General features: G+C 66.6%; 19 protein-coding genes and 2 riboswitches. Of the genes, 8 read left to right on the plus strand and 11 right to left on the minus strand.

Annotation, left to right across the window (positions count from 1 at the left end; all coding sequences use genetic code 11):
* The 3 genes from groL to ACIPXZ_RS15310 form a co-directional block, all read right to left on the minus strand.
* Positions 1 to 1,626: a chaperonin GroEL gene (gene groL, locus ACIPXZ_RS15300; RefSeq protein ID WP_400595836.1), complete on the minus strand. Its 1,626-nt coding sequence runs from the start codon at positions 1,624 to 1,626 to the stop codon at positions 1 to 3.
* A 297-nt stretch (positions 1,627 to 1,923) separates the two neighbouring features.
* Positions 1,924 to 2,517, minus strand: a complete 594-nt coding sequence (locus tag ACIPXZ_RS15305) for a LytR C-terminal domain-containing protein (RefSeq protein ID WP_400595838.1) — start codon at positions 2,515 to 2,517, stop codon at positions 1,924 to 1,926.
* Positions 2,518 to 2,561: 44 nt separating this feature from the next.
* Positions 2,562 to 2,882 (minus strand): DUF3263 domain-containing protein, encoded by a 321-nt coding sequence (locus ACIPXZ_RS15310; RefSeq protein ID WP_400595840.1) that lies wholly within the window; start codon positions 2,880 to 2,882, stop codon positions 2,562 to 2,564.
* A gap of 76 nt (positions 2,883 to 2,958) precedes the next feature.
* Between ACIPXZ_RS15310 and ACIPXZ_RS15315 the strand changes: the two genes are divergently transcribed.
* From ACIPXZ_RS15315 to ACIPXZ_RS15325, 3 genes are all read left to right on the plus strand, one after another.
* Complete coding sequence (locus ACIPXZ_RS15315; RefSeq protein WP_400595842.1) at positions 2,959 to 3,765, plus strand: uracil-DNA glycosylase; 807 nt, start codon at positions 2,959 to 2,961, stop codon at positions 3,763 to 3,765.
* Between the two features lie 107 nt (positions 3,766 to 3,872).
* Complete coding sequence (locus tag ACIPXZ_RS15320) at positions 3,873 to 4,265, plus strand: tautomerase family protein (protein ID WP_400595844.1); 393 nt, start codon at positions 3,873 to 3,875, stop codon at positions 4,263 to 4,265.
* Positions 4,266 to 4,350: 85 nt separating this feature from the next.
* Positions 4,351 to 5,178, plus strand: a complete 828-nt coding sequence (locus ACIPXZ_RS15325; RefSeq protein ID WP_400595846.1) for a siderophore-interacting protein — start codon at positions 4,351 to 4,353, stop codon at positions 5,176 to 5,178.
* 41 nt (positions 5,179 to 5,219) lie between these two features.
* On the opposite strand, the gene ACIPXZ_RS15330 is transcribed toward ACIPXZ_RS15325, so the two are convergent.
* From ACIPXZ_RS15330 to ACIPXZ_RS15355, 6 genes are all read right to left on the minus strand, one after another.
* The gene (locus tag ACIPXZ_RS15330) at positions 5,220 to 6,833 is read right to left on the minus strand and encodes a threonine/serine exporter ThrE family protein (protein WP_400595848.1); all 1,614 of its coding nucleotides are present in this window, start codon (positions 6,831 to 6,833) and stop codon (positions 5,220 to 5,222) included.
* A 35-nt stretch (positions 6,834 to 6,868) separates the two neighbouring features.
* Positions 6,869 to 7,942 carry a lipid II:glycine glycyltransferase FemX gene (locus ACIPXZ_RS15335; protein ID WP_400595874.1) on the minus strand — a complete coding sequence of 358 codons (1,074 nt, stop codon included), beginning with the start codon at positions 7,940 to 7,942 and terminating at the stop codon, positions 6,869 to 6,871.
* 186 nt (positions 7,943 to 8,128) lie between these two features.
* Positions 8,129 to 9,526 carry an L-serine ammonia-lyase gene (locus ACIPXZ_RS15340; protein ID WP_400595850.1) on the minus strand — a complete coding sequence of 466 codons (1,398 nt, stop codon included), beginning with the start codon at positions 9,524 to 9,526 and terminating at the stop codon, positions 8,129 to 8,131.
* A gap of 12 nt (positions 9,527 to 9,538) precedes the next feature.
* Positions 9,539 to 10,663, minus strand: a complete 1,125-nt coding sequence (gene gcvT, locus ACIPXZ_RS15345; protein ID WP_400595852.1) for a glycine cleavage system aminomethyltransferase GcvT — start codon at positions 10,661 to 10,663, stop codon at positions 9,539 to 9,541.
* A 29-nt stretch (positions 10,664 to 10,692) separates the two neighbouring features.
* Positions 10,693 to 13,704 (minus strand): aminomethyl-transferring glycine dehydrogenase, encoded by a 3,012-nt coding sequence (gcvP, locus tag ACIPXZ_RS15350; RefSeq protein WP_400595854.1) that lies wholly within the window; start codon positions 13,702 to 13,704, stop codon positions 10,693 to 10,695.
* Positions 13,705 to 13,768: 64 nt separating this feature from the next.
* Positions 13,769 to 13,867, minus strand: a riboswitch (glycine riboswitch).
* Positions 13,868 to 13,964: 97 nt separating this feature from the next.
* Positions 13,965 to 14,516, minus strand: a complete 552-nt coding sequence (locus tag ACIPXZ_RS15355) for a TetR/AcrR family transcriptional regulator (protein ID WP_400595856.1) — start codon at positions 14,514 to 14,516, stop codon at positions 13,965 to 13,967.
* Positions 14,517 to 14,598: 82 nt separating this feature from the next.
* Between ACIPXZ_RS15355 and ACIPXZ_RS15360 the strand changes: the two genes are divergently transcribed.
* The 3 genes from ACIPXZ_RS15360 (at position 14,599) to ACIPXZ_RS15370 (ending at position 19,098) form a co-directional block, all read left to right on the plus strand.
* The gene (locus tag ACIPXZ_RS15360; RefSeq protein WP_400595858.1) at positions 14,599 to 16,161 is read left to right on the plus strand and encodes an MFS transporter; all 1,563 of its coding nucleotides are present in this window, start codon (positions 14,599 to 14,601) and stop codon (positions 16,159 to 16,161) included.
* Between the two features lie 296 nt (positions 16,162 to 16,457).
* Entirely contained in the window at positions 16,458 to 17,468 is a 1,011-nt protein-coding gene (locus ACIPXZ_RS15365) for an agmatine/peptidylarginine deiminase (protein ID WP_400595876.1), read from the plus strand.
* A gap of 112 nt (positions 17,469 to 17,580) precedes the next feature.
* Positions 17,581 to 19,098, plus strand: a complete 1,518-nt coding sequence (locus ACIPXZ_RS15370) for an APC family permease (RefSeq protein WP_400595860.1) — start codon at positions 17,581 to 17,583, stop codon at positions 19,096 to 19,098.
* Between the two features lie 82 nt (positions 19,099 to 19,180).
* Here the strand turns inward: ACIPXZ_RS15370 and ACIPXZ_RS15375 are convergent, their stop codons facing one another.
* Both ACIPXZ_RS15375 and ACIPXZ_RS15380 read right to left on the minus strand, forming a co-directional pair.
* Positions 19,181 to 19,630 (minus strand): Dps family protein, encoded by a 450-nt coding sequence (locus tag ACIPXZ_RS15375; RefSeq protein WP_400595862.1) that lies wholly within the window; start codon positions 19,628 to 19,630, stop codon positions 19,181 to 19,183.
* Positions 19,631 to 19,704: 74 nt separating this feature from the next.
* On the minus strand, positions 19,705 to 20,520 hold the full coding sequence (locus tag ACIPXZ_RS15380) for a polysaccharide deacetylase family protein (RefSeq protein ID WP_400595864.1): 816 nt from the start codon (positions 20,518 to 20,520) through the stop codon (positions 19,705 to 19,707).
* Positions 20,521 to 20,662: 142 nt separating this feature from the next.
* Positions 20,663 to 20,761, plus strand: a riboswitch (glycine riboswitch).
* A gap of 282 nt (positions 20,762 to 21,043) precedes the next feature.
* Between ACIPXZ_RS15380 and gcvH the strand changes: the two genes are divergently transcribed.
* Positions 21,044 to 21,427, plus strand: a complete 384-nt coding sequence (gene gcvH / locus ACIPXZ_RS15385) for a glycine cleavage system protein GcvH (RefSeq protein ID WP_400595866.1) — start codon at positions 21,044 to 21,046, stop codon at positions 21,425 to 21,427.
* Positions 21,424 to 22,740: a serine hydroxymethyltransferase gene (gene glyA / locus ACIPXZ_RS15390; RefSeq protein WP_400595868.1), complete on the plus strand. Its 1,317-nt coding sequence runs from the start codon at positions 21,424 to 21,426 to the stop codon at positions 22,738 to 22,740. Before gcvH ends, glyA begins: the two co-directional genes overlap by 4 nt.
* Positions 22,741 to 22,911 lie beyond the last annotated feature (171 nt).

The raw sequence follows: 22,911 nt of genomic DNA on the forward strand, positions 1-22,911 counted from the left end.
TCAGAAGCCGCCCATGCCCGCCATCTCGTCGGCACCCGGAGCCGGAGCGTTCTTCTCCGGCTTGTCGGCGACAACGGCTTCGGTGGTGAGGAACAGACCGGCGATGGAGGCGGCGTTCTGCAGAGCGGAACGGGTCACCTTGACCGGATCGTTGACACCGGCAGCCAGCAGATCCACGTACTCGCCGGTCGCGGCGTTCAGACCGTGGCCAGCGGGCAGGCCGCGCACCTTGTCGGCGACGACGCCCGGCTCGAGGCCGGCATTGAAGGCGATCTGCTTCAGCGGAGCATCGATGGCGACCTTGACGATGTTGGCGCCAGTGGCCTCATCGCCTTCGAGCTGCAGGTTGGCGAACGCCTTGGCGCCGGCCTGGATCAGAGCAACGCCGCCACCGGCGACGATGCCTTCCTCGACGGCGGCCTTCGCGTTACGGACGGCGTCCTCGATGCGGTGCTTGCGCTCCTTGAGCTCCACCTCGGTCGCGGCGCCGGCCTTGATGACGGCGACGCCGCCGGCAAGCTTGGCCAGACGCTCCTGGAGCTTCTCACGATCGTAGTCGGAGTCGGAGTTCTCGATCTCGGAACGGATCTGAGCCACACGCCCGGCGATGGCCTCGGCGTCGCCGGCACCTTCGACGATGGTGGTCTCGTCCTTGGTCACGACGACCTTGCGAGCCTGGCCGAGGTCGGTCAGGGTGGCGCCGTCGAGCTTCAGGCCGATCTCCTCGGAGATGACGTTGCCGCCGGTCAGGATGGCGATGTCCGCCAGCTGAGCCTTGCGGCGGTCACCGAAGCCCGGAGCCTTGACGGCCACGGACTTGAAGGTGCCCTTGAGCTTGTTGACGATCAGGGTGGCCAGGGCCTCGCCCTCCACGTCCTCGGCGATGATCAGCAGCGGCTTGTTGGCCTGCATGACCTTCTCCAGAACGGCGACCAGGTCCTTCACGGAGCTGATCTTGGAGTTCACGATGAGGATGTAGGGATCCTCCAGCACGGTCTCCTGGCGCTCTGCGTCGGTGACGAAGTACGCGGAGATGTAGCCCTTGTCGAAGCGCATGCCCTCGGTGAGCTCGAGCTCCAGGCCGAAGGTGTTGGACTCCTCGACGGTGATGACGCCTTCCTTGCCCACCTTGTCGAGGGCCTCGGCGATCAGTTCACCGATCTGAGCATCACCGGCGGAGATGGACGCGGTCGCCGCGATCTCTTCCTTGGTTTCGATCTCCTTGGCGGAACCCAGAAGTTCGTTGGTGACGGCCTCGACGGCCTTCTCGATGCCACGCTTCAGGGAGAGCGGGTCGGCACCGGCGGCCACATTGCGCAGGCCTTCCTTCACGAGAGCCTGGGCCAGCACGGTGGCGGTGGTGGTACCGTCGCCTGCGACGTCGTCGGTCTTCTTGGCGACCTCCTTGACGAGCTCCGCGCCGATCTTCTCGTACGGGTCGTCCAGTTCGATCTCCTTGGCGATGGAGACACCATCGTTGGTGATCGTGGGAGCGCCCCACTTCTTCTCGAGCACCACGTTGCGGCCGCGCGGGCCGAGGGTGACCTTGACGGCGTCGGCGAGGGTGTTCAGACCCCGCTCCAGACCGCGGCGAGCCTCTTCATCAAATGCAATGATCTTGGCCATGACGGCAAAGGTCCTTTCGGGACGGTCGTTGAGGGATGAAGGGCCCTGGCTGCCCAATGCCCGCGACGGACGACACGGAGTCCCACCGCGCTTGCGCTGGAACGCCGGGCCTCATTGAGACCGGGGTTACCTTCCCTCCGGCAGACCGCCTGCCATCCGCAAGCGGATTATTAGCAGTCGGCACTCCGGAGTGCTAACTCAATAATTAGCACTCTCCGCATGCGAGTGCAAGATGTTCAGGCTCCCGGCGAACACCGGAACGACCGGTTTCCGGCACAAGCCGCGCGTCCACCGGACCTAGCCGGCAGCGCCCGGCCCCACCACTACGACGATGGGCTCGGTCAGATCGGCCGCCTGCTCCACCCGGGTGATCCCGGCGGCCGCGGCCACAGCGGAAGCCGTCGCCTTGGATTCGGCATTGTTGTAGAACACCACTGAACTCGGCTGGGCGACGCCCTGCCAGTTCGCCACGGCCCCGAGCTTCCATCCGCCCGCAGTGACTTTCTGGCCGTACGTGGCGGCGAGCCCCGGCGTGGTGGTGCCGTTGTAGACGGAGACCACGAGAGCCATATTGACCGCAGGCGTGGTCGCCGTGGCCGTAGGGCTGGGACTGGCCACCGGAGGCTTCGAGGCCGATGGCGTCGATTTGGGGCTGGGTTTGGCCGACGCCGAAGTGCTCGGACTGTTGGAGGTCTCCGGCTGGGAAACCGCACGCGCACCCATGGACGGCAGGGCGAAGTAGGCGATCACTCCCAGCAGCAGCGCCGCCGCACCGGCGGCGAGGATCGGACGCAGCCGCGTCCCAGAGCCTGCCTGCACCACACGATGGACTCCGCGGCGTTCCGTCCCCTCAGGGACGTCGTCGAACTCGTCACGGGGATATTTGGTCATCGAGGCGCGTCCTCACTGCGTGGCGGGCATCTGGAGCTACAGGTCTACGCGCCGTTTCCGAGTCGGCGGGCGGTACGTGCCCGATGGCGCGACGTACGTAGTCTACGCAATCTCTTCACCAGCATGGGGTCATACGCCAAGGCGGCCTGGGTGTCGATCACCTGGTTGAGTTGCTGGTAGTAGTGCGTCGCGGACAGCTCGAAGAGCTCCTTGATGGCCTGTTCCTTGGCTCCCGAGTACTTCCACCAGGACCGTTCGAACTCCAGGATCCGCTGATCCCGCTCGTTCAGAGCAGGGGTCTCCCGGCTCTGTTCCGCACCCCGTTCCAAGGGAACGCTCTGCGGCGATGCTGCTGCCTCCGGCATCTTCTTCTCCCTCAGCTGACGTCCCCTCCATCATAAAACCTGAATCACAATGGTGTCATTTGGCACAATCGGAAGCATGGACCAGAGCACCACGGGCCAAGCGCCCACCACTCCCCGCCCAGCCCCCGACGCACAGCGGGGCGTCGGCCGGCACTCCGCCACCAGTTTCCGGGACCTTGCGGAGAAGGGCTGGGCGGGCCTCGTCGAGAGCGGTGCACTCCATCCGAGCTGGGCCGCAGCTCTTGCCCAGGAGAGCCCTGCACTGGGCAGCGTCGTACGGTGGCTGGCCGGCCAGGAAGCCGACGGGGCGCATATCCTGCCACCCGCCCCAGCAGTCTTCACCGCCTTCCGCAGACCGCTGGACGAGGTCAAGGTCCTGATCGTCGGCCAGGATCCTTATCCGACACCGGGCCACGCCATGGGACTGTCCTTCTCCGTGGCGCCCGATTGCCGACCGGTCCCCCGCAGCCTGCAGAACATCTTCAAGGAGATGCACACCGATCTGGGGCTGGAGACCCCCGCCCATGGCGATCTGAGCCGGTGGGCCGATCAGGGCGTGCTACTGCTCAACAGGGTGCTCAGTGTGGGAGCCGGTGATGCCGGATCCCACCGCGGACACGGCTGGGAGGAGTTCACGACGGCGGCCATCCGCGCCATCGTGGCGCGTCGGACGCCGGAGGGGAACCGTCCTCCGCTCGTGGCCGTGCTGTGGGGCCGCGATGCCGCGGGCGTCACCCCCCTCCTGGAGGGCTGCCCGGCCGTCCGCAGCCCACACCCCAGTCCGCTTTCCGCATCCCGCGGATTCTTCGGCTCACGTCCGTTCAGTCAGGTCAACGAGCTCCTCGCTCAGCAGGGTTCCGGACCGGTGGACTGGCGGCTCTGAGCACTGTGTCATTGCTGGCACAGTCGCTCATCCTGAGAAACGGATAGGTCTCACAAAACCGGGTGCCGACGAACCCGTGTGATTGGCGTCTGTGCCATGATGAGGTCATGCCAAGCTCATTGATCGAGGTCCGTCGGCACTACACCCCGGAACAACAGCTTGCCCTCATCGATGCGGTCCATCATGCCCTGGTTGCCGCATTCAAAATTCCTGTGGAAGACCGCTTCATCAGGCTACTCACTTACGAACCTCATGCGATGGTCAACGGATTGGCACCAGGGTCTCCCGACGGATACACCCGCGTAACCATTGACTGTTTCTCAGGCAGATCCATTGATGCAAAACGAGCTCTCTACCAGGAGATCGTGGAACGCCTTGAAGCCTTGGACATCCCTAAAGAATGCGTCTCAATTCTCTTACGTGAAAGTCCCCCTGAAAACTGGGGTGCCGGTGGCAGAGCGGCAAGCGATTACGATCTCGGGTTCAAGATCGACGTCTAGTCGCGTCGAGGTGCCCGGCTCCGTTACTCCTCGGTGCCGATCGTGACTCACGTCGGAGCGATCCAACTTAGGTTAGGCTTACTTGGTGACTGAGACTCCTGTGACCCGCAAGCCCAAGCCCCAGTGCACCCTTGAGGTGCTGCGCACCGAACGGCTGAGCGAGCACCTTGTCAGGGTGATCGCGGGCGGGGAAGGATTCAGCACCTTCGTCATGAACGACTTCACCGACCGCTACGTGAAGATCGCGTTCCCGCGAGCCGGGGTGAGCTACCCGGAACCGTTCGACCTGGCCTGGATCCGTGAGAATCTTCCTGCCGAACACTGGCCGGTCACCAGGACCTACACGCTGCGCCACGTAGATCTTGAAGCCCGCGAACTGGCGATCGACTTCGTGGTCCACGGCGACGAAGGCCTGGCCGGCCCCTGGGCCGCGCAGGCGTCTCCCGGAGACCGGATCGTCTTCAGCGGCCCCGGCGGCGCCTACTCACCCCGAGAGGATGCCGAATGGCACCTGCTGCTCGGTGACGACTCCGCCCTCCCTGCGATCGCGGCAGCCCTTGAAGCGCTCCCCGCCGGCGCGCGCGGACTGGCGTTCGTGGAGGTCGACGGCGAGGACGATGTGCTGCCGCTGACCGCACCGGCCGGCGTCGAGCTCTCCTGGCAGTTCCGTCGCGGTATCGCGCCCGGCGAGAGCACCGCACTGCTCGACGCCGTGAAGTCCGCCCGCTTCCCAGACGGGCAGGTCCACGCCTTCGTCCATGGGGAACGCGGGATGGTCAAGGCTCTCCGCGACGAGCTGTTCAAGAACCGCGGCCTGGACCGCAAGGACGTGTCCATCTCCGGCTACTGGGCATACGGCCGCGTCGAGGACCAGTTCCAGGCGGAGAAGAAGACCGAAGTCGGCAAGATCTGATCCGCGCCCCCGAGCCGGGGCTCCGACCCGGAGACGCATGATCAGCGGCGGCGCGTGCGTCGTCGCTCATTGCTGGCGAGGTTGGACGTCAACGGCCGTGCAAGACTGTCGCCCAGCACGATGCCCGCAGCGATCCCCAGGACGATGGCGACGGCCGTGAGCATGCCGCCCGCACCGTTGAGGAAGTCCTGCCCATTGATGGTCAGCGTGTACATCGACCGGAAGATCCTCAGGCCCGGCAGCAGGATGAGCGCGGCCGGAACGGCCACCACAAGCTGTGGCGCTCCCATGCGCAACGCGATCACGCGTGCGAGGAAGCCGATCACGACGGCGGAGACCGCAGGTGCCATGCGCTCCCCCACCCCGACGTTCACAGCGCCCAGCAGCACGAAGTACCCCACGATCCCCACCACCATGGTGGGGATCACGAGCTTCACGGGTGATTGCTCGGTCACCGTGATGGCCACGAGGGAGACCGCGACGAGCACCACCTGGAACCAGAAATCGTAGGCCGGCGGGAAGGTCAGCGTGACGTCGATGTCGGGGAGCCCCGCCAGACTCGCCACGACGAAAGCCACACCGATGCCGGCGACGATGGCGCCGAAGGTGAGCATGGTCGAGAGGAGACGCCCGGCAGCCGTGACCGGGAAGCCGTTGATGGCGTCCTGGACCGAGGAGACGAGCCGCCCGGTGGGCAGCAAGAGCAGAATGCCGCCCGCCACCACGATGGACGGCGGGATGTTGACCCCTATCCGCAGGAGCAGCAGCGCCGCGATCGTGACCAGGAACGATGACATGGCGGTCGCGTAGAAGTCCGGGACCCTCCAGATGGCGAGCTGCCGGGAGACGAGGTCCACCACGAGGGATGAGACGAAGGCGATGGTGGAGGCCATGAGGCCACCGCCCAGCACACCCACGAACGCCGCGGCGAAGACTCCGAAGGCGAGAGTGACCATCCACCGTGCGAACGGCTTGGGACGCTTGAGGATCTCGTCCAGCCGCCGATTGGCCTCCTTACGGCTCACGCCGCCCTTGGCGATCTCGGTGACCAGCTGATGCACCTCGGCGAGACCCGCGTAGTTGCTGGTCCAGGACCGCACCACCCGCAGGAGAGTGATGGGGTTCTGGTCCTTGGGCGCGTAGTTGATCGCCACCGACTGGTTGGTGATGTCCACCTCGACGTTCTTCAGGCCCAGGGCTGCCGTGACGGCGATGATGCTGGTCTCCACCTCAAGGGCGCCTGCACCGTAACGGAACATGGTTTCCGCCAGTCGCAGGGCGAAGTCGATGGTCTTGCGGGCGGACTCGTCCACACCGCCGACCCGGATGGTGGGATTCGCGTAGGGGCTGCCGGCCAGCCTGTCGACGATGCTCAGCGGTGCGGTGGGCGGTTGCTCTCCGCGGACCAGGTTCCGCAGCATGCGCTTGGCGGAGGTGGTGGCCCGCAGATCAGCCGGGCTGAGCGGCTCCGTCTTGGGCAGACCGTCGGTCTTCGGCAGGCCATCAGTGCGGGGCAGGTCACCTGTCTTCGGCAGACTGCCCGTGGCCGGCCGGTGCGGGCCGGCCGTCTCGACCCGGGGCAGAGCCCGGGCGGCATCCGGCGGCGTGCCCTGGGAATCCGGGCCGCCGTCGTGCTGCGGCTCGCTGGCGTTCATGAAGTCCCTCGCGTTTCAGCGCCGCCTGATGCGGCCTAGTAGAACTGCTGACCGGTGCGCCGGGTGTGTATCCGACGGGCCACCCGCTCACCGAGCCTGGACCATACTTTGTACTTCACGGGGCTGAGAACCTGGTCGTAACAGCCCACGAAGTCGATGACAGTCTTGGAGAAGCTGGTCTTGAAAAGTCCCAGCCCGTAGAGCGGATGTTCAGGGTCTTTCACCTGGTCGGCGGGAGGGGTCCCGCAGAGGTCGTACTCCACGCAGCCCAGTTCCTTCATGGCATTCATCGCCTGCCACTGGACCAGATGCGAGTCCCCGTACTGGTTCCGCTTCTGCAGGGATCCGCCGTCCTTGTACGTGCCCTTGCGCCCGTAGTTGATGACGAAGGCTCCCACGGAAGGCACACCGTTCTCGTAGACGAAGTACAGGTGCCCCTGTCCTCGCTCCATGAAACCGCCCCAGAAACGCTCGAAGTAATCGAATCCGCGGGGTCGCACGGTGGCCTTCGCCTGCAGCGTGCCGTTCATGAGGGCGTACATGGCCTGGAAGCTCTCCGTGGTGGCCGGCATGTCCTTGACCTCCACTCCCTCCCGCTGGGCACGCCGCACGGAGTTCCGCCCCCGGGAGGTCAGGCTCTTGAGGATGCCCTCCGGCTCGGGAGAGATGTCGAGGACGACGGTGTGGTCGTTGGGCTGCAGATCCGGCGTCTTGATGGCGCCGAGCCCGCGGATCACGGCACGGGAGGTGTCCGTGGCGGGGATGTCCGGCTCGATCTTGATGGCGAACACGCCGAGCTTCTCCCGCGCCACGAACTCACTGTTCGCCGCGAAGATGCCGGGAAGGTCCTCCACCCCACTGACGTCGGGGCCCTTGATCATGTACCAATAGGCGCCCAGGACGGGGAAGCGTTTCTCCAAGACCAGGTTGTAGCTGCTGAAGTCCGCGCCTTCGTAGACCACGTGGAGGACATCCCAGCCGTAGTGCTTCTTGACCTCCGCGTATGCCTCGGACTGCAGCAGATTGCCGCCGTTCGGGTTCGCGGTGACCAGCTCATCCCAACGCGAGATCTCCTCGGCGGTGGCGAAGCGGGCGGTGAAGTTTCGCAAGGTCACGGCTTCCAATCCTGGGCTGTTGAACGACTATCGCCAGTCTATCCGGCGACCCCCGGGCCTCGGTCCGGGCGGAGATCGACGAAGCCCCCGCCGCCGCTGATTTCCAGAGCCTGCGGGGGCATCGGACACGATGGGTGATCTTCCTCCCAGGCGTGTCACGCCATCAGAATCAATCGCCTTTCAGCACTCCACCACGTTGACGGCCAGACCCCCGAGTGCGGTCTCCTTGTACTTGGTGGACATGTCCTTGCCGGTCTCCCGCATGGTGATGATGACCTCATCCAGGGACACCCGGTGCGTGCCATCGCCCCAGAGGGCCATCTTGGTGGCGTTGATCGCCTTGGCAGCCGCGATGGCATTGCGCTCGATGCACGGCACCTGCACCAGGCCTCCGATGGGATCGCAGGTCAGGCCGAGGTTGTGTTCCATGGCGATCTCAGCGGCGTTCTCCACCTGAGCCGGAGTGCCGCCCATGACCTCAGCAAGCCCGGCAGCCGCCATCGAGGAGGCCGAGCCCACCTCGCCCTGGCAGCCTACCTCTGCGCCGGAGATCGAGGCCTGCTCCTTGTACAGGACGCCGACGGCGCCGGCGGCGAGCAGGAACTTCACCACCACATCGTCCTTGTCCTGCTGCGTGGCCTGTTCCATGCCCGGCGCGTAATGGAGGGCGTAGTAGAGCACGGCGGGGATGATCCCGGCGGCTCCGTTGGTGGGGGCCGTCACCACGCGGCCGCCGGAGGCGTTCTCCTCGTTGACGGCCAGCGCCACGAGGTTGACCCACTCCTGCCAGTACTTGGGGTCGCGGTCCTTGTCCTCCTTGAGGAGCCTGTCGTGCCAATCGGGCGCACGACGGCGCACGCCGAGGCCACCGGGCAGCAGGCCTTCGCGGTGGATGCTCTTTTCCACGCAGGCTTCCATGACGGCCCAGATCTTCAGCAGGCCCTCGCGGATCTCCTCTTCACTGCGGCTGGCCTTCTCATTGATGAGCATGATGTCGGAGATGCCCAGCCCCTTGCTGTGGCAGCGGCCCAGCATCTCGGCGGCGGTGCGGAACGGAAGCGGAAGCTCCTGCTTGGATTCCTCAAGGTCCTGCTTGGCCTGTTGCTCCTCGCCCTCACGGACGATGAAGCCGCCGCCCACGGAGAAGAAGGTGGCCGCGTGGAGAACCTCATCGTCGGCATCCTTGACGGCGAACTTCATGCCGTTCGTATGCCGTGGCAGGACCGTCAGCGGGTGCTGCACCATGTCCGCCACGGCGAACTGCAGGGCGACCTCACCGGCGAACGTCACCGTCCCGCTGGATTCGATCGCGGCGAGCCGCTCCTCGACCTCCTCCGGGAGGATCTGGTCCGGGTAGTACCCTTCCAGGCCGAGCAGCACGGCGGTGAAGGTGCCGTGCCCGCGCCCGGTGGCGGCGAGGGAGCCGTAGAGGTCGACGGCGACGCCGGCCACGCGGGGCAGCAGGCCGGCGTCGCGCACCTCCTGGGCGAAGACCGCTGCCGCCAGCATCGGCCCCACGGTATGGGAACTGGACGGCCCCACACCGATCTTGAAGAGCTCAAAAACACCAACGGCCACGGTTCTTACCGCCTAACGATCACGCTTGTAGAAGGGCAGGGAGACCACTTCGAAGGGTTCCGCCTTGCCGCGCAGGTCGATGTCCAGCGCGGTGCCCGGTTCAGTGTAAGCCACGTCCACATAGGCCAGCGCCACCGGATATCCGAGGGTGGGGCTGGGCTGTCCGGAGGTGACCTCGCCCACCACGACGCCGTCCTTCAGCACCGGGTAGTGCCCGCGTCCGGCGCGGCGCCCCAGGCCCTTCAGGCCGACCAGGCGGCGTCCCGACGTGGTGCCGTCGCCCTTCTCCTTGGCGGCTTCCAGGGAGGCGCGTCCGACGAAGTCGCCTTCCTTGGACTTGAGAGCCACCACGGGGCCGAGGCCTGCGGCGAACGGGGTCCCCTCGCGGGAGAGCTCGTTGCCGTAGAGCGGCATGCCGGCCTCGAGGCGGAGCGAGTCACGGGAGGCCAGGCCGGCGGGAACCAGCTCGTGGCCCTCGCCCGCGGCCAACAGCGCCTGCCACAGCGGGGCGGCGGACTCGTTGGCAACGAAGATTTCGAAACCGTCCTCGCCGGTGTATCCGGTACGGGCCAGCAGCAGCTTCTCACCATTGATGGTGACCTCGACGGCCGCGTAGTACTTCAGCTCCGTGACGAGCGCATGCTCCTCCTCGGGGACGAGCTTGAGAAGGATGCTCTCGGCGTTGGGGCCCTGCACGGCGATGAGGGAGATCTCGGTGGAGGCGTCGGTGACGGTCACCTCGAAGCCCTCGGAGCGGGTCGCCAGCTCTCCGGCCACCACGACGGCGTTGCCGGCGTTGGGGACCACGAGGAACTTCTCCTCACCGCGGCGGTACACGATCAGGTCGTCGATGATGCCGCCGTCTTCGGCACAGATCAGGGAGTACTTGGCCTTGCCCTCGGCAATGGCCGAGAGCTTGCCCACCAGGGCATGGTCCAGGAAGGCTCCGGCACCGGGGCCTTCGACCCAGACCTCGCCCATGTGGGAGAGATCGAAGAGCCCCGCGGACTTGCGGACAGCGTGGTGCTCGGCGAGCTCGGAGCCGTACTTCAGCGGCATCTGCCAGCCGCCGAAGTCGGTGAAGGAGGCGCCAAGCTTCTCGTGTTCGGCGTACAGGGCGGTGTGTTTCTCAGTCATGTCTGTCCTTGTCAGTCCTGTAGGCCGGGTCAGTTCTCGAAGGCTTCGATGGGCGGGCAGGAGCAGACCAGGTTGCGGTCGCCCGAGGCACCGTCGATGCGTCCGACGGGCGGGAAGTACTTGTCCTGACTCACGGTGTGGCCCGGGTGGTCGGCTCCGGTGTGCAGGACGGCCGGGAAAGCCGCCTGCTCGCGGCTGTAGGCGCGATCCCAGGCGGAGGACACGACGGCGGCGGCCGTGTGCGGCGCGTTGCGCAGCGGGCTGTCGGCCACGGCGAAGTCACCGTTGCGAACCTGCTCGATCTCGCGACGGACCACGATCATGGCGTCGATGAAGCGGTCCAGCTCGCCGAGATCCTCGGACTCGGTGGGCTCCACCATGAGGGTGCCGGCCACCGGGAAGGCCAGGGTGGGAGCGTGGAAGCCGAAGTCGATGAGTCGCTTGGCCACGTCCTCGGCGGTGACGCCGGTCTCGGCGGTCAGCTGGCGCAGATCCAGGATGCACTCGTGGGCCACCAGGCCGCCCTCGCCCGTGTAGAGGACCGGGAAGTGCTCGTCCAGGCGCTTGGCCACGTAGTTGGCGGCCAGCAGTGCGGACTTGGTGGCCTCGGTCAGGCCTTCACCGCCCATGAGGCGGACGTAGGCCCAGGAGATGGGCAGCACGCCGGCGGAGCCGAAGCGGCTCGCGGAGATCGGAGCGCCGCCGGCGCCGTTGGACGGGTCCGCCGCATTGCCCGGCATGAACGGCGCCAGGTGAGCGCGGGCCGCGACGGGGCCGACGCCGGGGCCGCCACCGCCGTGCGGGATGCAGAAGGTCTTGTGCAGGTTCAGGTGGGAGACATCGCCGCCGAACTTGCCGGGCTGCGCCAGACCGACCAGGGCGTTGAGGTTGGCACCGTCGATGTAGACCTGTCCACCGGCCTCGTGCACGGCATCGCAGATGAAACGGACGTCCGCGTCGTACACGCCGTGCGTGGACGGGTAGGTGATCATGATCGCGGCGAGCGCGTCACGGTGGGTCTCGATCTTGGCCTTGAGGTCCTCGTGGTCCACGGTGCCGTCGGAGGCGGTGGCCACCACGACGACCTTCATGCCGGCCAGGACCGCGGAGGCTGCGTTGGTACCGTGCGCGGAGGCTGGGATGAGGCAGATGTCGCGCTGCACGTCACCACGGGAGTGATGGTAGCCGCGGATGGCCAGCAGACCGGCGAGTTCGCCCTGGGAACCGGCGTTCGGCTGGATGGAGACCTGGTCGTAACCGGTGATCTCCGCAAGGTCGGACTCGAGGCCGTCGATCAGTTCGCGCCAGCCCTCGGTCTGGGAGTCCGGGGCGAACGGGTGGATGGACGCGAACTCCGGCCAGGAGATGGCTTCCATTTCCGCCGTGGCGTTGAGCTTCATGGTGCAGGAGCCCAGCGGGATCATGGTGCGGTCCAGGGCCAGGTCACGGTCCGAGAGGCGGCGGATGTAGCGCAGCATCTGGGTCTCGGAGCGGTGGGTGTTGAACACCGGGTGGGTCATGAAGTCGCTGCCACGTCGCAAAGCCTCCGGCAGGGCCGCGGGCTGGACGGCACCGTCCACGGAGGCGGCGTCGGCGCCGAAGAAACCGGCGACGGCCTCGACCACGGCGGCGGTGGTGGTCTCATCGAAGGAGACACCGAGGGTGTCGGCGTCGATGGCCCGGAGGTTGTAGCCTGCGGCCTCGGCGGCCTTGAGGACCTCCGCGGCGCGGCCCGGCACGGAGACGGTGACGGTGTCGAAGAACTCGCCCGCGACGGTCTGCAGGCCGCTTGCACGCACGGCCGCGTCGAAGCGCGCTGCGTGCGCATGGACCTGGGCGGCGATGGCCTTCAGACCGTCCGGACCGTGGAAGACACCGTACATGGAGGCCACGATGGCCAGCAGCGCCTGGGCGGTGCAGATGTTGGAGGTGGCCTTCTCACGGCGGATGTGCTGCTCGCGGGTCTGAAGAGCCAGACGGTAGGCGGGCGTTCCGGCGTCGTCCTTCGACACGCCGACCAGACGGCCCGGGAGAGAACGCTCGAGGCCCTGGCGGACGGCCATGTAGGCGGCGTGCGGGCCGCCGAAGAACAGCGGCACACCCAGGCGCTGGGCGCTGCCGACGGCGATGTCGGCGCCTTGCTCGCCCGGAGGGACGATGAGGGTGAGGGACAGCAGATCGGCTGCCACGGTGACCATGGCACCGCGTTCCTTGGCGGCGGCGATGACCGGGGCGTGGTCGAAGACGCGGCCGGAGACGCCGGGCTGCTGGAGGACGATGCCGTTGATGGCGCCTTCCGGGAGACCGGCGGCGAGGTCGGCGACCTCGACCTCGAAGCCGAGGGCCTCGGCACGGCCCTTCACCAGGGCAATGGTCTGCGGAAGGAGGTCGGCGTCCAGGACGGTCTTGCCGCCGGCGGCCTCCTTGGACTTGTTGGCACGGCGCATGAGCAGTACGGCCTCGGCGACGGCGGTGGACTCATCCAGGAGCGAGGCGTTGGCGATGGGCAGGGCGACCAGGTCCTGGACCATGGTCTGGAAGTTCAGCAGGGCTTCGAGGCGGCCCTGGGAGATCTCCGGCTGGTACGGGGTGTACGCGGTGTACCAGGCCGGGGCCTCGAGGATGTTGCGACGGATCACCGCGGGGGTGACGGTGTCGTAGTAGCCCTGGCCGATGAGCTGGACCGCGGTGCGGTTCTTGGAGGCCAGACGGCGCAGTTCGGCCAGGACCTCGACCTCGGAGAGGGCGGGGCGCAGAGCGAGCGGGGTGGGCTGCTTGATGTCGTCCGGGACGGCGGTCTGGACGAGGGCGTCCACGGAACTGTAGCCGACGGCCTGCAGCATGGTGGCGATGTCGGACTCACGGCGGGCGCCGATATGGCGGTCCACGAAGGTGGCGGACGTGGCCTGGCCTGCGCTGGTCGCGTCGAGGACTGCGGAGGGATTCGTCACGAAGGAACTCCATTGCTCACCCGGCGAGGGATACGCCGGAACTGATCTGGGCTCCTCCCCGCTCTGTGTGGGACCTGAGAGTTTTCGCATCGGCCAGAAGCCGGTGCCTGCACCGTCGGTGAGCCGGCGAAAACCGGCTGCTTTCCAGAGTTGCCTCGCTGCGGCGGTACTGGGGCCTGAGAGATTCCTGGGGAGGTTTTGCTCCTACGGCGCCTGCATGTACCCACTTGCAGGACTCTCCCGCCGCGGATCGAAAGCATATTCAGTTGGATGCGACAGCGGTGATCGCAGTCACAGGCTCAATTGTCCCCCCACGGAGGCTCAGAGGGCAAACGCAGGGCCTGCAGGACTCAGAGCCTGCCCCGCACCGACTCGAGGACGCGCAGGAGACTTTCCACTTCGGCGTCGGTCTTGGTGGGATCCATGGCGCGGCCTCCCCCGTTCTCCAGCACCGCGTTGAAATAGAGGCCGTCGGACATGTACCTGACGGCACGGGCGAGATCCTCTCCGAGTTCGGCGGTGAGCACCTCCAGCCACTGCCGCTGAATGCCCACGAAACGGCGCTGAGTCTCCTCGTGCGCCACTTCCGCCAGCCGCGAGGCCGCGACGAAGGACCTGTCGAGTGGACCGCCGTCCCAGATCGACGCCTTGATGAAGTAGACGCCCGCGCCCTCGGGGGCCGTCTTCATCGCTTCGACTTCCTCCTGCGCCAGTTCGTCGAAGCGGTCCAGAAGCGCTGAGATGAGGGCTTCCTTGTTCGCGTAGTGATACAGCAGCCCACCCTTGGAGACTCCGGCGCGCGCCGCCACGGCGTCCAGGGTCGCGCCCCTCTCACCCACTTCGATCAGCAGGGATTCAAAAGCGTCCAGGACGGCATGACGGGCGACTGGCTTTCGTGGCATGGGTTCCATTCTGCATGGTGCGTCGAAGAGAGGGACTGGATTCAGGTTGAAACTATACAGTCCAGACGGTACAGTTATGGACATGACGACCAAAACCTTGACTCCTCAGACGAGCCTCGGGACGGCGCCATGGCGTAAGTGGGCCGCCCTGGCGCTTCTCATGGTGCCCGTACTGCTCGTAGCGGTGGACAACACCGCCCTCACTTTCGCCCTTCCCGCCATTGCGAGCGCACTGCACGCGAGCGGCGTGGAGCTCCTCTGGATCATCGACGCCTACCCGCTGGTCCTGGCCGCCCTCCTGGTGGCCATGGGCAACCTCGGCGACCGCGTCGGGCGGCGCAAGCTTCTCATGATCGGCAGCGTCGGCTTCGGCCTGGCCTCCATCGCAGCGGCTTTCGCCCCGACCGCCGGCGCACTGATCGCCGGCCGCGCGGCCCTGGGCCTGTTCGGCGCCACCTTGATGCCGAGCACGCTTTCCCTGATCCGCAACATCTTCACGGACGCCAATCAGCGCCGTCTGGCCATCGCCATCTGGGCAGCTTTCTTCTCCGGCGGAGCCGCCATCGGCCCGATCGTCGGCGGCTGGCTGGTGGACCACTTCTGGTGGGGCGCGGTACTCATGCTTCCGGCATTCCTCCTGATCCCGCTGCTCGTCCTCGGCGTCAAGATGATCCCCGAGTCCAAAGACACCTCGCCGCATCCGGTCGACGCCCCCAGCATCGCGCTGTCCATTCTCGCGATGGGCCCGATCGCCGTCGCCATCAAGGAACTGACGGTGCACGGCCTGCAGCCGCTCCCGCTCGCCCTCGCCTTCTTCGGCCTGGGCATGGGTGTGATCTTCGTGCGGCGCCAGCTCCGGCTGCCCTACCCGATGCTGGACATGTCGTTGTTCTCCAACCCTGTCTTCAGCACGTCGATCGCGGCCAACGTACTGTCCTTCGTCTCAATGACGGGCTTCATCTTCTTCTTCTCCCAGCATCTTCAGCTGGTGGAAGGGATGAGCCCCCTGACCGCGGGACTCACGCTGCTGCCCGCCTCCGTCGCGACGATCATCGCGGGACTCAGCTCCGTGCCACTGGTCCGGGCCCTCCGGCCCGGCATGGTGGTGATGGGCGGCCTCTCGCTGAGCGCCACCGCGTACATCCTGGTGGCACTGTTCGGACAGGCCGTCGGCATGCCGGTATACCTGCTCGCGGTCTATCTGCTCTCCGTGGGCATCGGCGCCGCCGAGACGATCTCGAACGATCTGATCATGGGCTCGGTCCCCGCCGAGAAGGCGGGTGCGGCCTCCGCGATCTCGGAGACCGGCTACGAGTTCGGCGCCCTGCTGGGCACCGCCGTCCTGGGCTCGATCCTGACGGCCAGCTACCAGCAGCACCTGCAGCTGCCGGCCGGCCTCAGCGATGCCGACGGCTCCGTGGCCCGCGAGACACTGGCGGGCGCCGTCGATGTCGCGCACCGGGTGGGCGGCGAGCTGGGCACACAGCTGATGACGACGGCGCAGCACGCCTTCGACTCGGGCGTCACCATCACCGCGGCCATCGGCGCGCTCCTGATGGTGAGCGTGACAGTAGCCGCCGGCATCGGGCTGCGTTCGGTGCCGAAGGCGTCGAAGGAGAGCCAGCGGGAGCATTCGGCCCACTGAGCGCGTCGTGCGCCTCAGGAGCCCTGAACATCAAGGCCTGCCGGCCTGGGGAGTCCGGCATGGAGCCGCTCCGGCGGCTCACGGGGAGCGCGCCGCATGGGCCTGACCAGGTCATCCCAGGTCAGGCCCGTGCGGCGCACATCATATCCGGCACGGTTTGCCAAATGTGAAGCGCACCACTCATACTAAATGAATAATATTCATTTTTGTGGCTCTCCTCACAGACAAGCCCTCACACATTGGAGTCTGACGTGGCTGAAGAAACCAGCGGCACCGCCAACGCCCCCCTGTGGGTCATGCCCTCCGAAACCGCGGAGCAGTCCAGGCTGTGGATGGCCTTCCCGCACGAGGGCTACACACTGGGTGAGACGGAAGAGGACGCCCACGCGGCACGCACCACCTGGGCCGCCGTGGCCAACGCCGCGGTGCGGTTCGAGCCCGTCACCATGGTCGTGGATCCCGCCGACACCGAGATCGCCGCACGCTACCTGGACCCCCGCGTCGAGGTGGTGTCCGCCGAGCTCAACGACGCCTGGATGCGCGACATCGGCCCCAGCTTCGTCCTGGATTCCGAAGGCCGCCTCGGCGCCGTCGACTGGGTCTTCAACGGCTGGGGCGGCCAGGACTGGGCCGCATGGGACAAAGACTCCAAGATCGGCTCCTTCGTGGCGTCCCAGACCCCGGCGCAGCTCGTGCCCTCCGCCCTGGTCAACGAAGGCGGCGGAATCCATGTCGACGGCGAAGGAACCGTCCTGGTGACCGAGACCGTGCAGCTGGATCCGGGCCGGAATCCGGGCGCCACCAAGGCGCAGGTGGAGGCCGAACTGGCTCGCACCATCGGTGCCAGCAAGGTCATCTGGCTGCCCCGCGGCCTGACCCGCGATTCCGAGGAGTTCGGCACCCGCGGCCACGTCGACATCGTCGCAGTCATGCCGTCCCCCGGCACCGTGCTGGTCCACCATCAGGAGAACCCGGAGCACCCCGATTACCAGGTGTCCCAGGAGATCCTCGCGCTCTTCAAAGACAGCACCGACGCGGCGGGCCGCCCGTTCACGGTCATCCCGGTGCCCGCACCCGTCACGCTGGAGGACGAAGAGGGCTTCGTCGATTACAGCTACATCAACCACGTCGCCATCAACGGAGCCGTGATCGCCTGCTCCTTCAACGACGAAAACGATGCTCGTGCCGTTGAAGCGCTCTCCGCCGCCTACCCCGGCCGCGAGATCGTCACGGTGGACGCCCGCGAGCTCTTCGCCCGCGGTGGCGGTATCCACTGCATCACACAGCAACAGCCCGTCGCCCGCTGACCTCGGGGCCCGCCACCTGGCGGGCCCCTTCCGGCGTCCGGGGACGATACCGGGCAATGTAGTACCGCCTGGCCGCGACGACGCGGCCGGCCTCGCACAGAAAGCCACTCGCTTGGAACACCAGCAGCAACGCAGCACGCATCAGGAGATCGAAGGCAAAGGCCTGAAAACCGGACAGCTCGGTCTCCTCGCCATCGTGGTGATCGGCCTGTCGACCATCGCCCCCGCCTACACCCTGACCGGGGCTCTCGGTCCCACCGTCCAGGTGGTCGGTGCCCAGTTGCCCATCATCTTCGTGATCGGCTTCATCCCGATGGTCCTGGTGGCCCTGGCCTACCGGGAGCTGAACACCGATTCACCCGACTCGGGAACCACCTTCACCTGGAGCACCAAGGCCTTCGGCCCCTGGATCGGATTCATGGGCGGCTGGGGCCTCCTCGCGGCGAACATCATCGTGCTCTCCAATCTGGCCGGCGTAGCGGTGGACTTCTTCTACCTCTTCCTGGCACAGATCACCGGTATCGAGAGCCTCGCCGACCTGGCCGCGAATCAGTGGATCAATGTCGGCACCTGCCTGGTCTTCGTGGTCGCCGCCGTCTGGATCAGCTACCGCGGCCTGGAGACCGCGAAGAACGTTCAGTACATCCTGGTCGGATTCCAGCTCCTCGTGCTCGGACTCTTCGCCGTCATGGCCATCGTGAACTGGGAGAACTCAGGGCAGGGCATGGCTTTCTCCTGGGAATGGTTCGACCTCAGCAAGGTGGACAGCTTCAGTGCCATCTCGGCCGGGATCTCCTTGTCGATCTTCGTCTACTGGGGCTGGGACGTCTGCCTCACGCTGAACGAGGAGGCCAAGGACGGCCGCAAGACCGCCGGCAAGGCCGGGACCATCACGGCGATCTCGGTGCTGGCCATCTATCTCGTCGTCTCCATCGCGTGCATCATGTTCGCAGGCATCAGCGAGCAGGGCGTCGGCCTGAAGAACCCGGACAACGCGGGCAACATCTTCACTGCCCTGGCGAGCCCGATCATGGGTCCCCTGGCCATCCTGATGTCGCTGGCCGTGCTCTCCAGCTCGGCGGCGTCCCTGCAGTCCACGTTCATGTCCCCGGCCCGTGGGCTGCTGGCCATGGGCCACTACGGCGCGTTGCCCAAGGCGATGGCCAAGGTGGATTCCGTCCACTTCACCCCCGCCAACGCGACGGTGGCTGCGGGCATCATCTCCTGGGGCTTCTACGCCGTCATGCACATCCTGAGCCAGAACGTGCTCAATGACACCATCCTGGCGCTCGGACTGATGATCTGCTTCTACTACGGGCTGACGGCTTTCGCTTGTGTCTGGTACTTCCGGAAGACCCTGTTCACAAGCCTCCGGAACTTCCTGCTGCGGGGTCTGGCACCCGTGGTCGGCGGCATCATGCTGTTCGTCGTCATGATCCAGACAGCGGTGGACTCCTGGGACCCCGCGTTCGGCTCCGGCACGGCCGTGTTCGGCGTCGGCCTCGTATTCGTGGTCGGAGTGGGCATTCTGCTGCTCGGCGTCGTGGTGATGCTCCTCATGGCGCGGAAGCAGCCCGAGTTCTTCCGCGGACAGACCCTCAAGATGGATACCCCGGCGCTCGTCGACTGAGCAGGCCGCCACAGCCGAAGGGCGGGGTTCCGCATTGCGCAAGCAATGCGGAACCCCGCCCTTCGGCACATCCTGGACCGGGTCAGGCGGACATGTTCTCCGCACCGATGAGCCAGGCCTGCTGCTCCAGCCCCTCCAGCACCGTGTGCAGGAGGTCCGCCGAGGTGGGGTCCTCCTCGTCCACCTGGTCGTGGACCTTGCGCGTGGTGCCGACGGTGGCGTTGATGGCCGCGACGATGCGGTCGATGGCGTCATGCGTGGAGATCAGGCCCTCGGGGAACGCCGCGAGACTGGTGTCCTTCTCGACGGTGACGCTGCGTCCGTCCGGGACGGCCTCCAGGGCGCGCATGCGCTCGGCGACGTCGTCACTGAGGTTGCGGGCCAGGTCGATCAGGACGTCCAGCTGGAGGTGCAGATCGCGGAAGTTCGGTCCCACGATGTTCCAGTGGGCCTGCTTGCCCTGCAGGTGCAATTCGATCAGGTCGGTCAACACGGCCTGGAGATTGGCCGCGAGCGTGGGTGATGCCTTCATGCTTGCTCCTCTGAGTCGGTTCGTACCGGTCCCTTCCGACGCTATCCCACTTTCGGGACCGCCGGACAGAGGGGTCACGCGCCGATGAAGTCCTCCAGCCGGACCACTGTCAGCCCCGATGCGCGTTGCGCCGCATGGAAGGCGGCCAGGTCCGCTGCGAACTCCTTGCGGAAATGCATGAGACAGATATCACCCGGTCGCAGGGCGTTGCCCACCTGAAAATCCATGTGCCCGGCGTTGGCCTTGCATTCCCAGTGGATGATGGCCTTCAGCCCGGCCGCGGCAACGGCCCGGCGCATGGCGTTGGAGTAGAAGCCTCCCGGCGGCCGGAACAGCGTGGGGGCGACGCCGTATTCGGCCGTGATGTAGTCCCGCATGCCGACGATCTCGCCGAGCTGGTACTCGTAGGACGCATTCACCATGCTCGTGTTGTGACTGATCGTGTGGTCCTGGATGTGGTCGCCACGCTTCTGGAAGGCCTTGAAGAAGCCGGGGTTCTCCCCCATGGCGCTCTTGGTCAGGAACAGGGTCGCGGGATAGCCGTACTGGTCCAGGAGCTGCAGTTCCCTGGGGCTCTTGGCCAATCCGTCGTCGATGGTCAGGAACACCACCGGCTGTTTGGTCGTGACCCGGGTGATGACCGGGACCATGCCGTCCTGAATCGGCGGGATCTTGAAATCACTCACGAACGTCGGCTGCGGCTTCGGTGCCGCGGGGCGCGAGGCGACGACGGACGACGGCGGGCCACCCGACGGCGGCCCCGCAGGTCCCGGGTGAGCGGCCGGCGTCGTGTCCTCCGCGACGAGGCCACACGAAGCCAGCAAAGGCGTGGCCACGACCCCCAGAGCGGCCAGTGCCGCGCGTCGGGTGATCGGTTGTTCGTTCGTCATCAACAGCCCCCTGTGATTCTCACCATGATCGTAGATCCGCGGCGTGCCCCGCCCAGGCACACCGCGCCGTCGTTCGTCTTGCATTTCCCACGCGGCACCGGATATCGTGTGAGCCGCATCACCGCAAGGTGACGCATGCCGATGATCCGCGGCGGGAGAGCCCTGCCGGTCACCCCGGTCAGGCGCCGTAGGAGCAAACCCTCCCCGGGAATCTCTCAGGCACCCGTACCGCCGCGGCCAGGCGCCTCTGGAAAGCAGTCCGGACATCCGGACTCACCGACGGTGCAAGCGGACTCACAGCCCGCGGAATCTCTCAGGTCCCATACAGAGCGGGGAGGAACCCTGTCATCGTGGCGCCCGCCGGGCGCCTGAGCCAAGGAGTTCCCCTGCCCGCCGGACCCGCTTCACTCCCCCGCCAGGCCTGGCGACGCGCCTCCGTGCGCCGCCCCGGCATCCGCGGTGCGGCCCGGCCGGCCTCCTGGCACGCACGGTGCATGAGCCGCAAAGGAAATGAGGTAGTGAGATGAGCAAAGTGGCCGCGGAGCTGAGGTATTCAGCCGAGCACGAATGGGTGGCTCTCGAGGATGGTGGCACGGCCGGGGTCGGGATCTCCGCCGTGGCGGCTGAGGCCCTCGGCGACATCGTCTATGTGGATCTCCCGGAAACCGGAAGCACCCTGACCGCGGGCGAGACTTGCGGTGAAGTCGAATCCACCAAGTCGGTCTCGGATCTGTATGCTCCCGTCAGCGGTGAGGTCATCGAGGTCAATGCAGCCCTCGCGGACGATCCCGCCTTGATCAACAGCGATCCCTACGGTGCAGGCTGGCTGTTCAAGGTCGCTGTGACCTCGGAAGGGCCACTGTTGTCCGCCGCCGAGTACGCAGCAGCGAACGGAGGCGAACTGTGAACTCCACGACCGCCGAATACGAGCAGATCGTCTCCGCTTCCCTGAACTCCACGCTGTCCGAGCTGGACCCCGAGATCGCGACCAAGATCGACGACGAGCTGCACCGTCAGCGCGACGGACTGGAGATGATCGCCTCCGAGAATCACACCGCGGTGGCCGTCATGCAGGCTCAGGGCTCGGTCCTGACGAACAAGTACGCCGAGGGATACCCCGGGAAGCGGTACTACGGCGGCTGTGAACACGTCGACGTCATCGAGCAGCTCGCCATCGACCGTCTCAAGACACTTTTCGGCGCTGAGTACGCGAACGTCCAGCCGCACTCCGGCGCCCAGGCGAACGCCGCGGTGATGCACGCGCTGATCAAGCCAGGCGACACCATCATGGGTCTGAATCTCGCTCACGGCGGGCATCTGACGCACGGCATGCGGATCAACTTCTCCGGCAAGCTGTACAACGTGGTGCCCTACGGCGTCCGCGAGGACACCCACACCGTGGACATGGCCGAGGTCGAGCGGCTCGCTCAGGAACACCGCCCCGCGCTGATCGTGGCCGGCTGGTCGGCGTACGCCCGGCAGCTCGACTTCGCCGAGTTCCGCCGGATCGCCGACTCCGTGGGCGCCTACCTCATGGTGGACATGGCGCACTTCGCCGGGCTCGTGGCAGCGGGCCTGCACCCCTCGCCGGTGCCGCATGCTCACGTGACCACCTCCACCACGCACAAGACCCTCGCCGGCCCTCGTGGCGGCGTCATCCTCTCCAACGACGCGGACATCGCGAAGAAGATCAACTCCGCCGTCTTCCCTGGTCAACAGGGTGGGCCTCTGGAGCACGTCATCGCCGGAAAGGCCGTGGCCTTCGGGATCGCGGCGTCTGCCGAGTTCCGGGAGCGTCAGGAACGGGTGCTCTCCGGGGCCCGGATCCTCGCCGAGCGGCTCACGCAGCCCGATGTCACAGCCAAGGGCATCGCGGTCGTCTCCGGAGGCACCGATGTCCATCTGGTACTGGTGGACCTGCGGAATTGCGAACTGGACGGGCAGCAGGCCGAGGACCGTCTGGCCGCCATCGACATCACCGTCAACCGCAACGCCGTGCCGTTCGACCCGCGGCCTCCGATGGTCACCTCCGGCCTCCGGATCGGCACCCCGGCACTCGCAACCCGCGGATTCGGCGAAGCCGCCTTCCGCGAGGTCGCGGACATCATCGCCGAAGCCCTGATCGCCGACGGCGACGCCGATCTCTCGGGACTGCGCGAGCGAGTGGCGGCTCTCGCCGCGGCTCACCCGCTGTACCCGGGTGTCAGCTCGCTGGCCTAGCCTCGTCGCTGCCGTGCAGGAGGACTTCCTCCTGCACGGCGGCACCACCCTCTGTGCCCCCTGGACGCCGCCGCGGCGTTGAAGAAGGAGTAGTTCTGTGACTCTTGCCCCTGAAGGCCGTAAGCTCCTGCGCATCGAGCAACGCAACGCCGCGACCCCCGTGGAACGCAA

The sequence above is a fragment of the Arthrobacter sp. NPDC090010 genome, from assembly GCF_044748305.1.
Lineage (GTDB): Bacteria > Actinomycetota > Actinomycetes > Actinomycetales > Micrococcaceae > Arthrobacter_E.

Coding starts and splice junctions, on each gene's coding strand:
- groL (WP_400595836.1), bottom strand. CDS start 1,626: ATGGCCAAGATCATTGCATTTGATGAAGAGGCTCGCCGCGGTCTGGAG.
- ACIPXZ_RS15305 (WP_400595838.1), bottom strand. CDS start 2,517: ATGACCAAATATCCCCGTGACGAGTTCGACGACGTCCCTGAGGGGACG.
- ACIPXZ_RS15310 (WP_400595840.1), bottom strand. CDS start 2,882: ATGCCGGAGGCAGCAGCATCGCCGCAGAGCGTTCCCTTGGAACGGGGT.
- ACIPXZ_RS15315 (WP_400595842.1), top strand. CDS start 2,959: ATGGACCAGAGCACCACGGGCCAAGCGCCCACCACTCCCCGCCCAGCC.
- ACIPXZ_RS15320 (WP_400595844.1), top strand. CDS start 3,873: ATGCCAAGCTCATTGATCGAGGTCCGTCGGCACTACACCCCGGAACAA.
- ACIPXZ_RS15330 (WP_400595848.1), bottom strand. CDS start 6,833: ATGAACGCCAGCGAGCCGCAGCACGACGGCGGCCCGGATTCCCAGGGC.
- gcvT (WP_400595852.1), bottom strand. CDS start 10,663: ATGACTGAGAAACACACCGCCCTGTACGCCGAACACGAGAAGCTTGGC.
- gcvP (WP_400595854.1), bottom strand. CDS start 13,704: ATGCGAAAACTCTCAGGTCCCACACAGAGCGGGGAGGAGCCCAGATCA.
- ACIPXZ_RS15355 (WP_400595856.1), bottom strand. CDS start 14,516: ATGCCACGAAAGCCAGTCGCCCGTCATGCCGTCCTGGACGCTTTTGAA.
- ACIPXZ_RS15360 (WP_400595858.1), top strand. CDS start 14,599: ATGACGACCAAAACCTTGACTCCTCAGACGAGCCTCGGGACGGCGCCA.
- ACIPXZ_RS15365 (WP_400595876.1), top strand. CDS start 16,458: ATGCCCTCCGAAACCGCGGAGCAGTCCAGGCTGTGGATGGCCTTCCCG.
- ACIPXZ_RS15375 (WP_400595862.1), bottom strand. CDS start 19,630: ATGAAGGCATCACCCACGCTCGCGGCCAATCTCCAGGCCGTGTTGACC.
- ACIPXZ_RS15380 (WP_400595864.1), bottom strand. CDS start 20,520: ATGACGAACGAACAACCGATCACCCGACGCGCGGCACTGGCCGCTCTG.
- gcvH (WP_400595866.1), top strand. CDS start 21,044: ATGAGCAAAGTGGCCGCGGAGCTGAGGTATTCAGCCGAGCACGAATGG.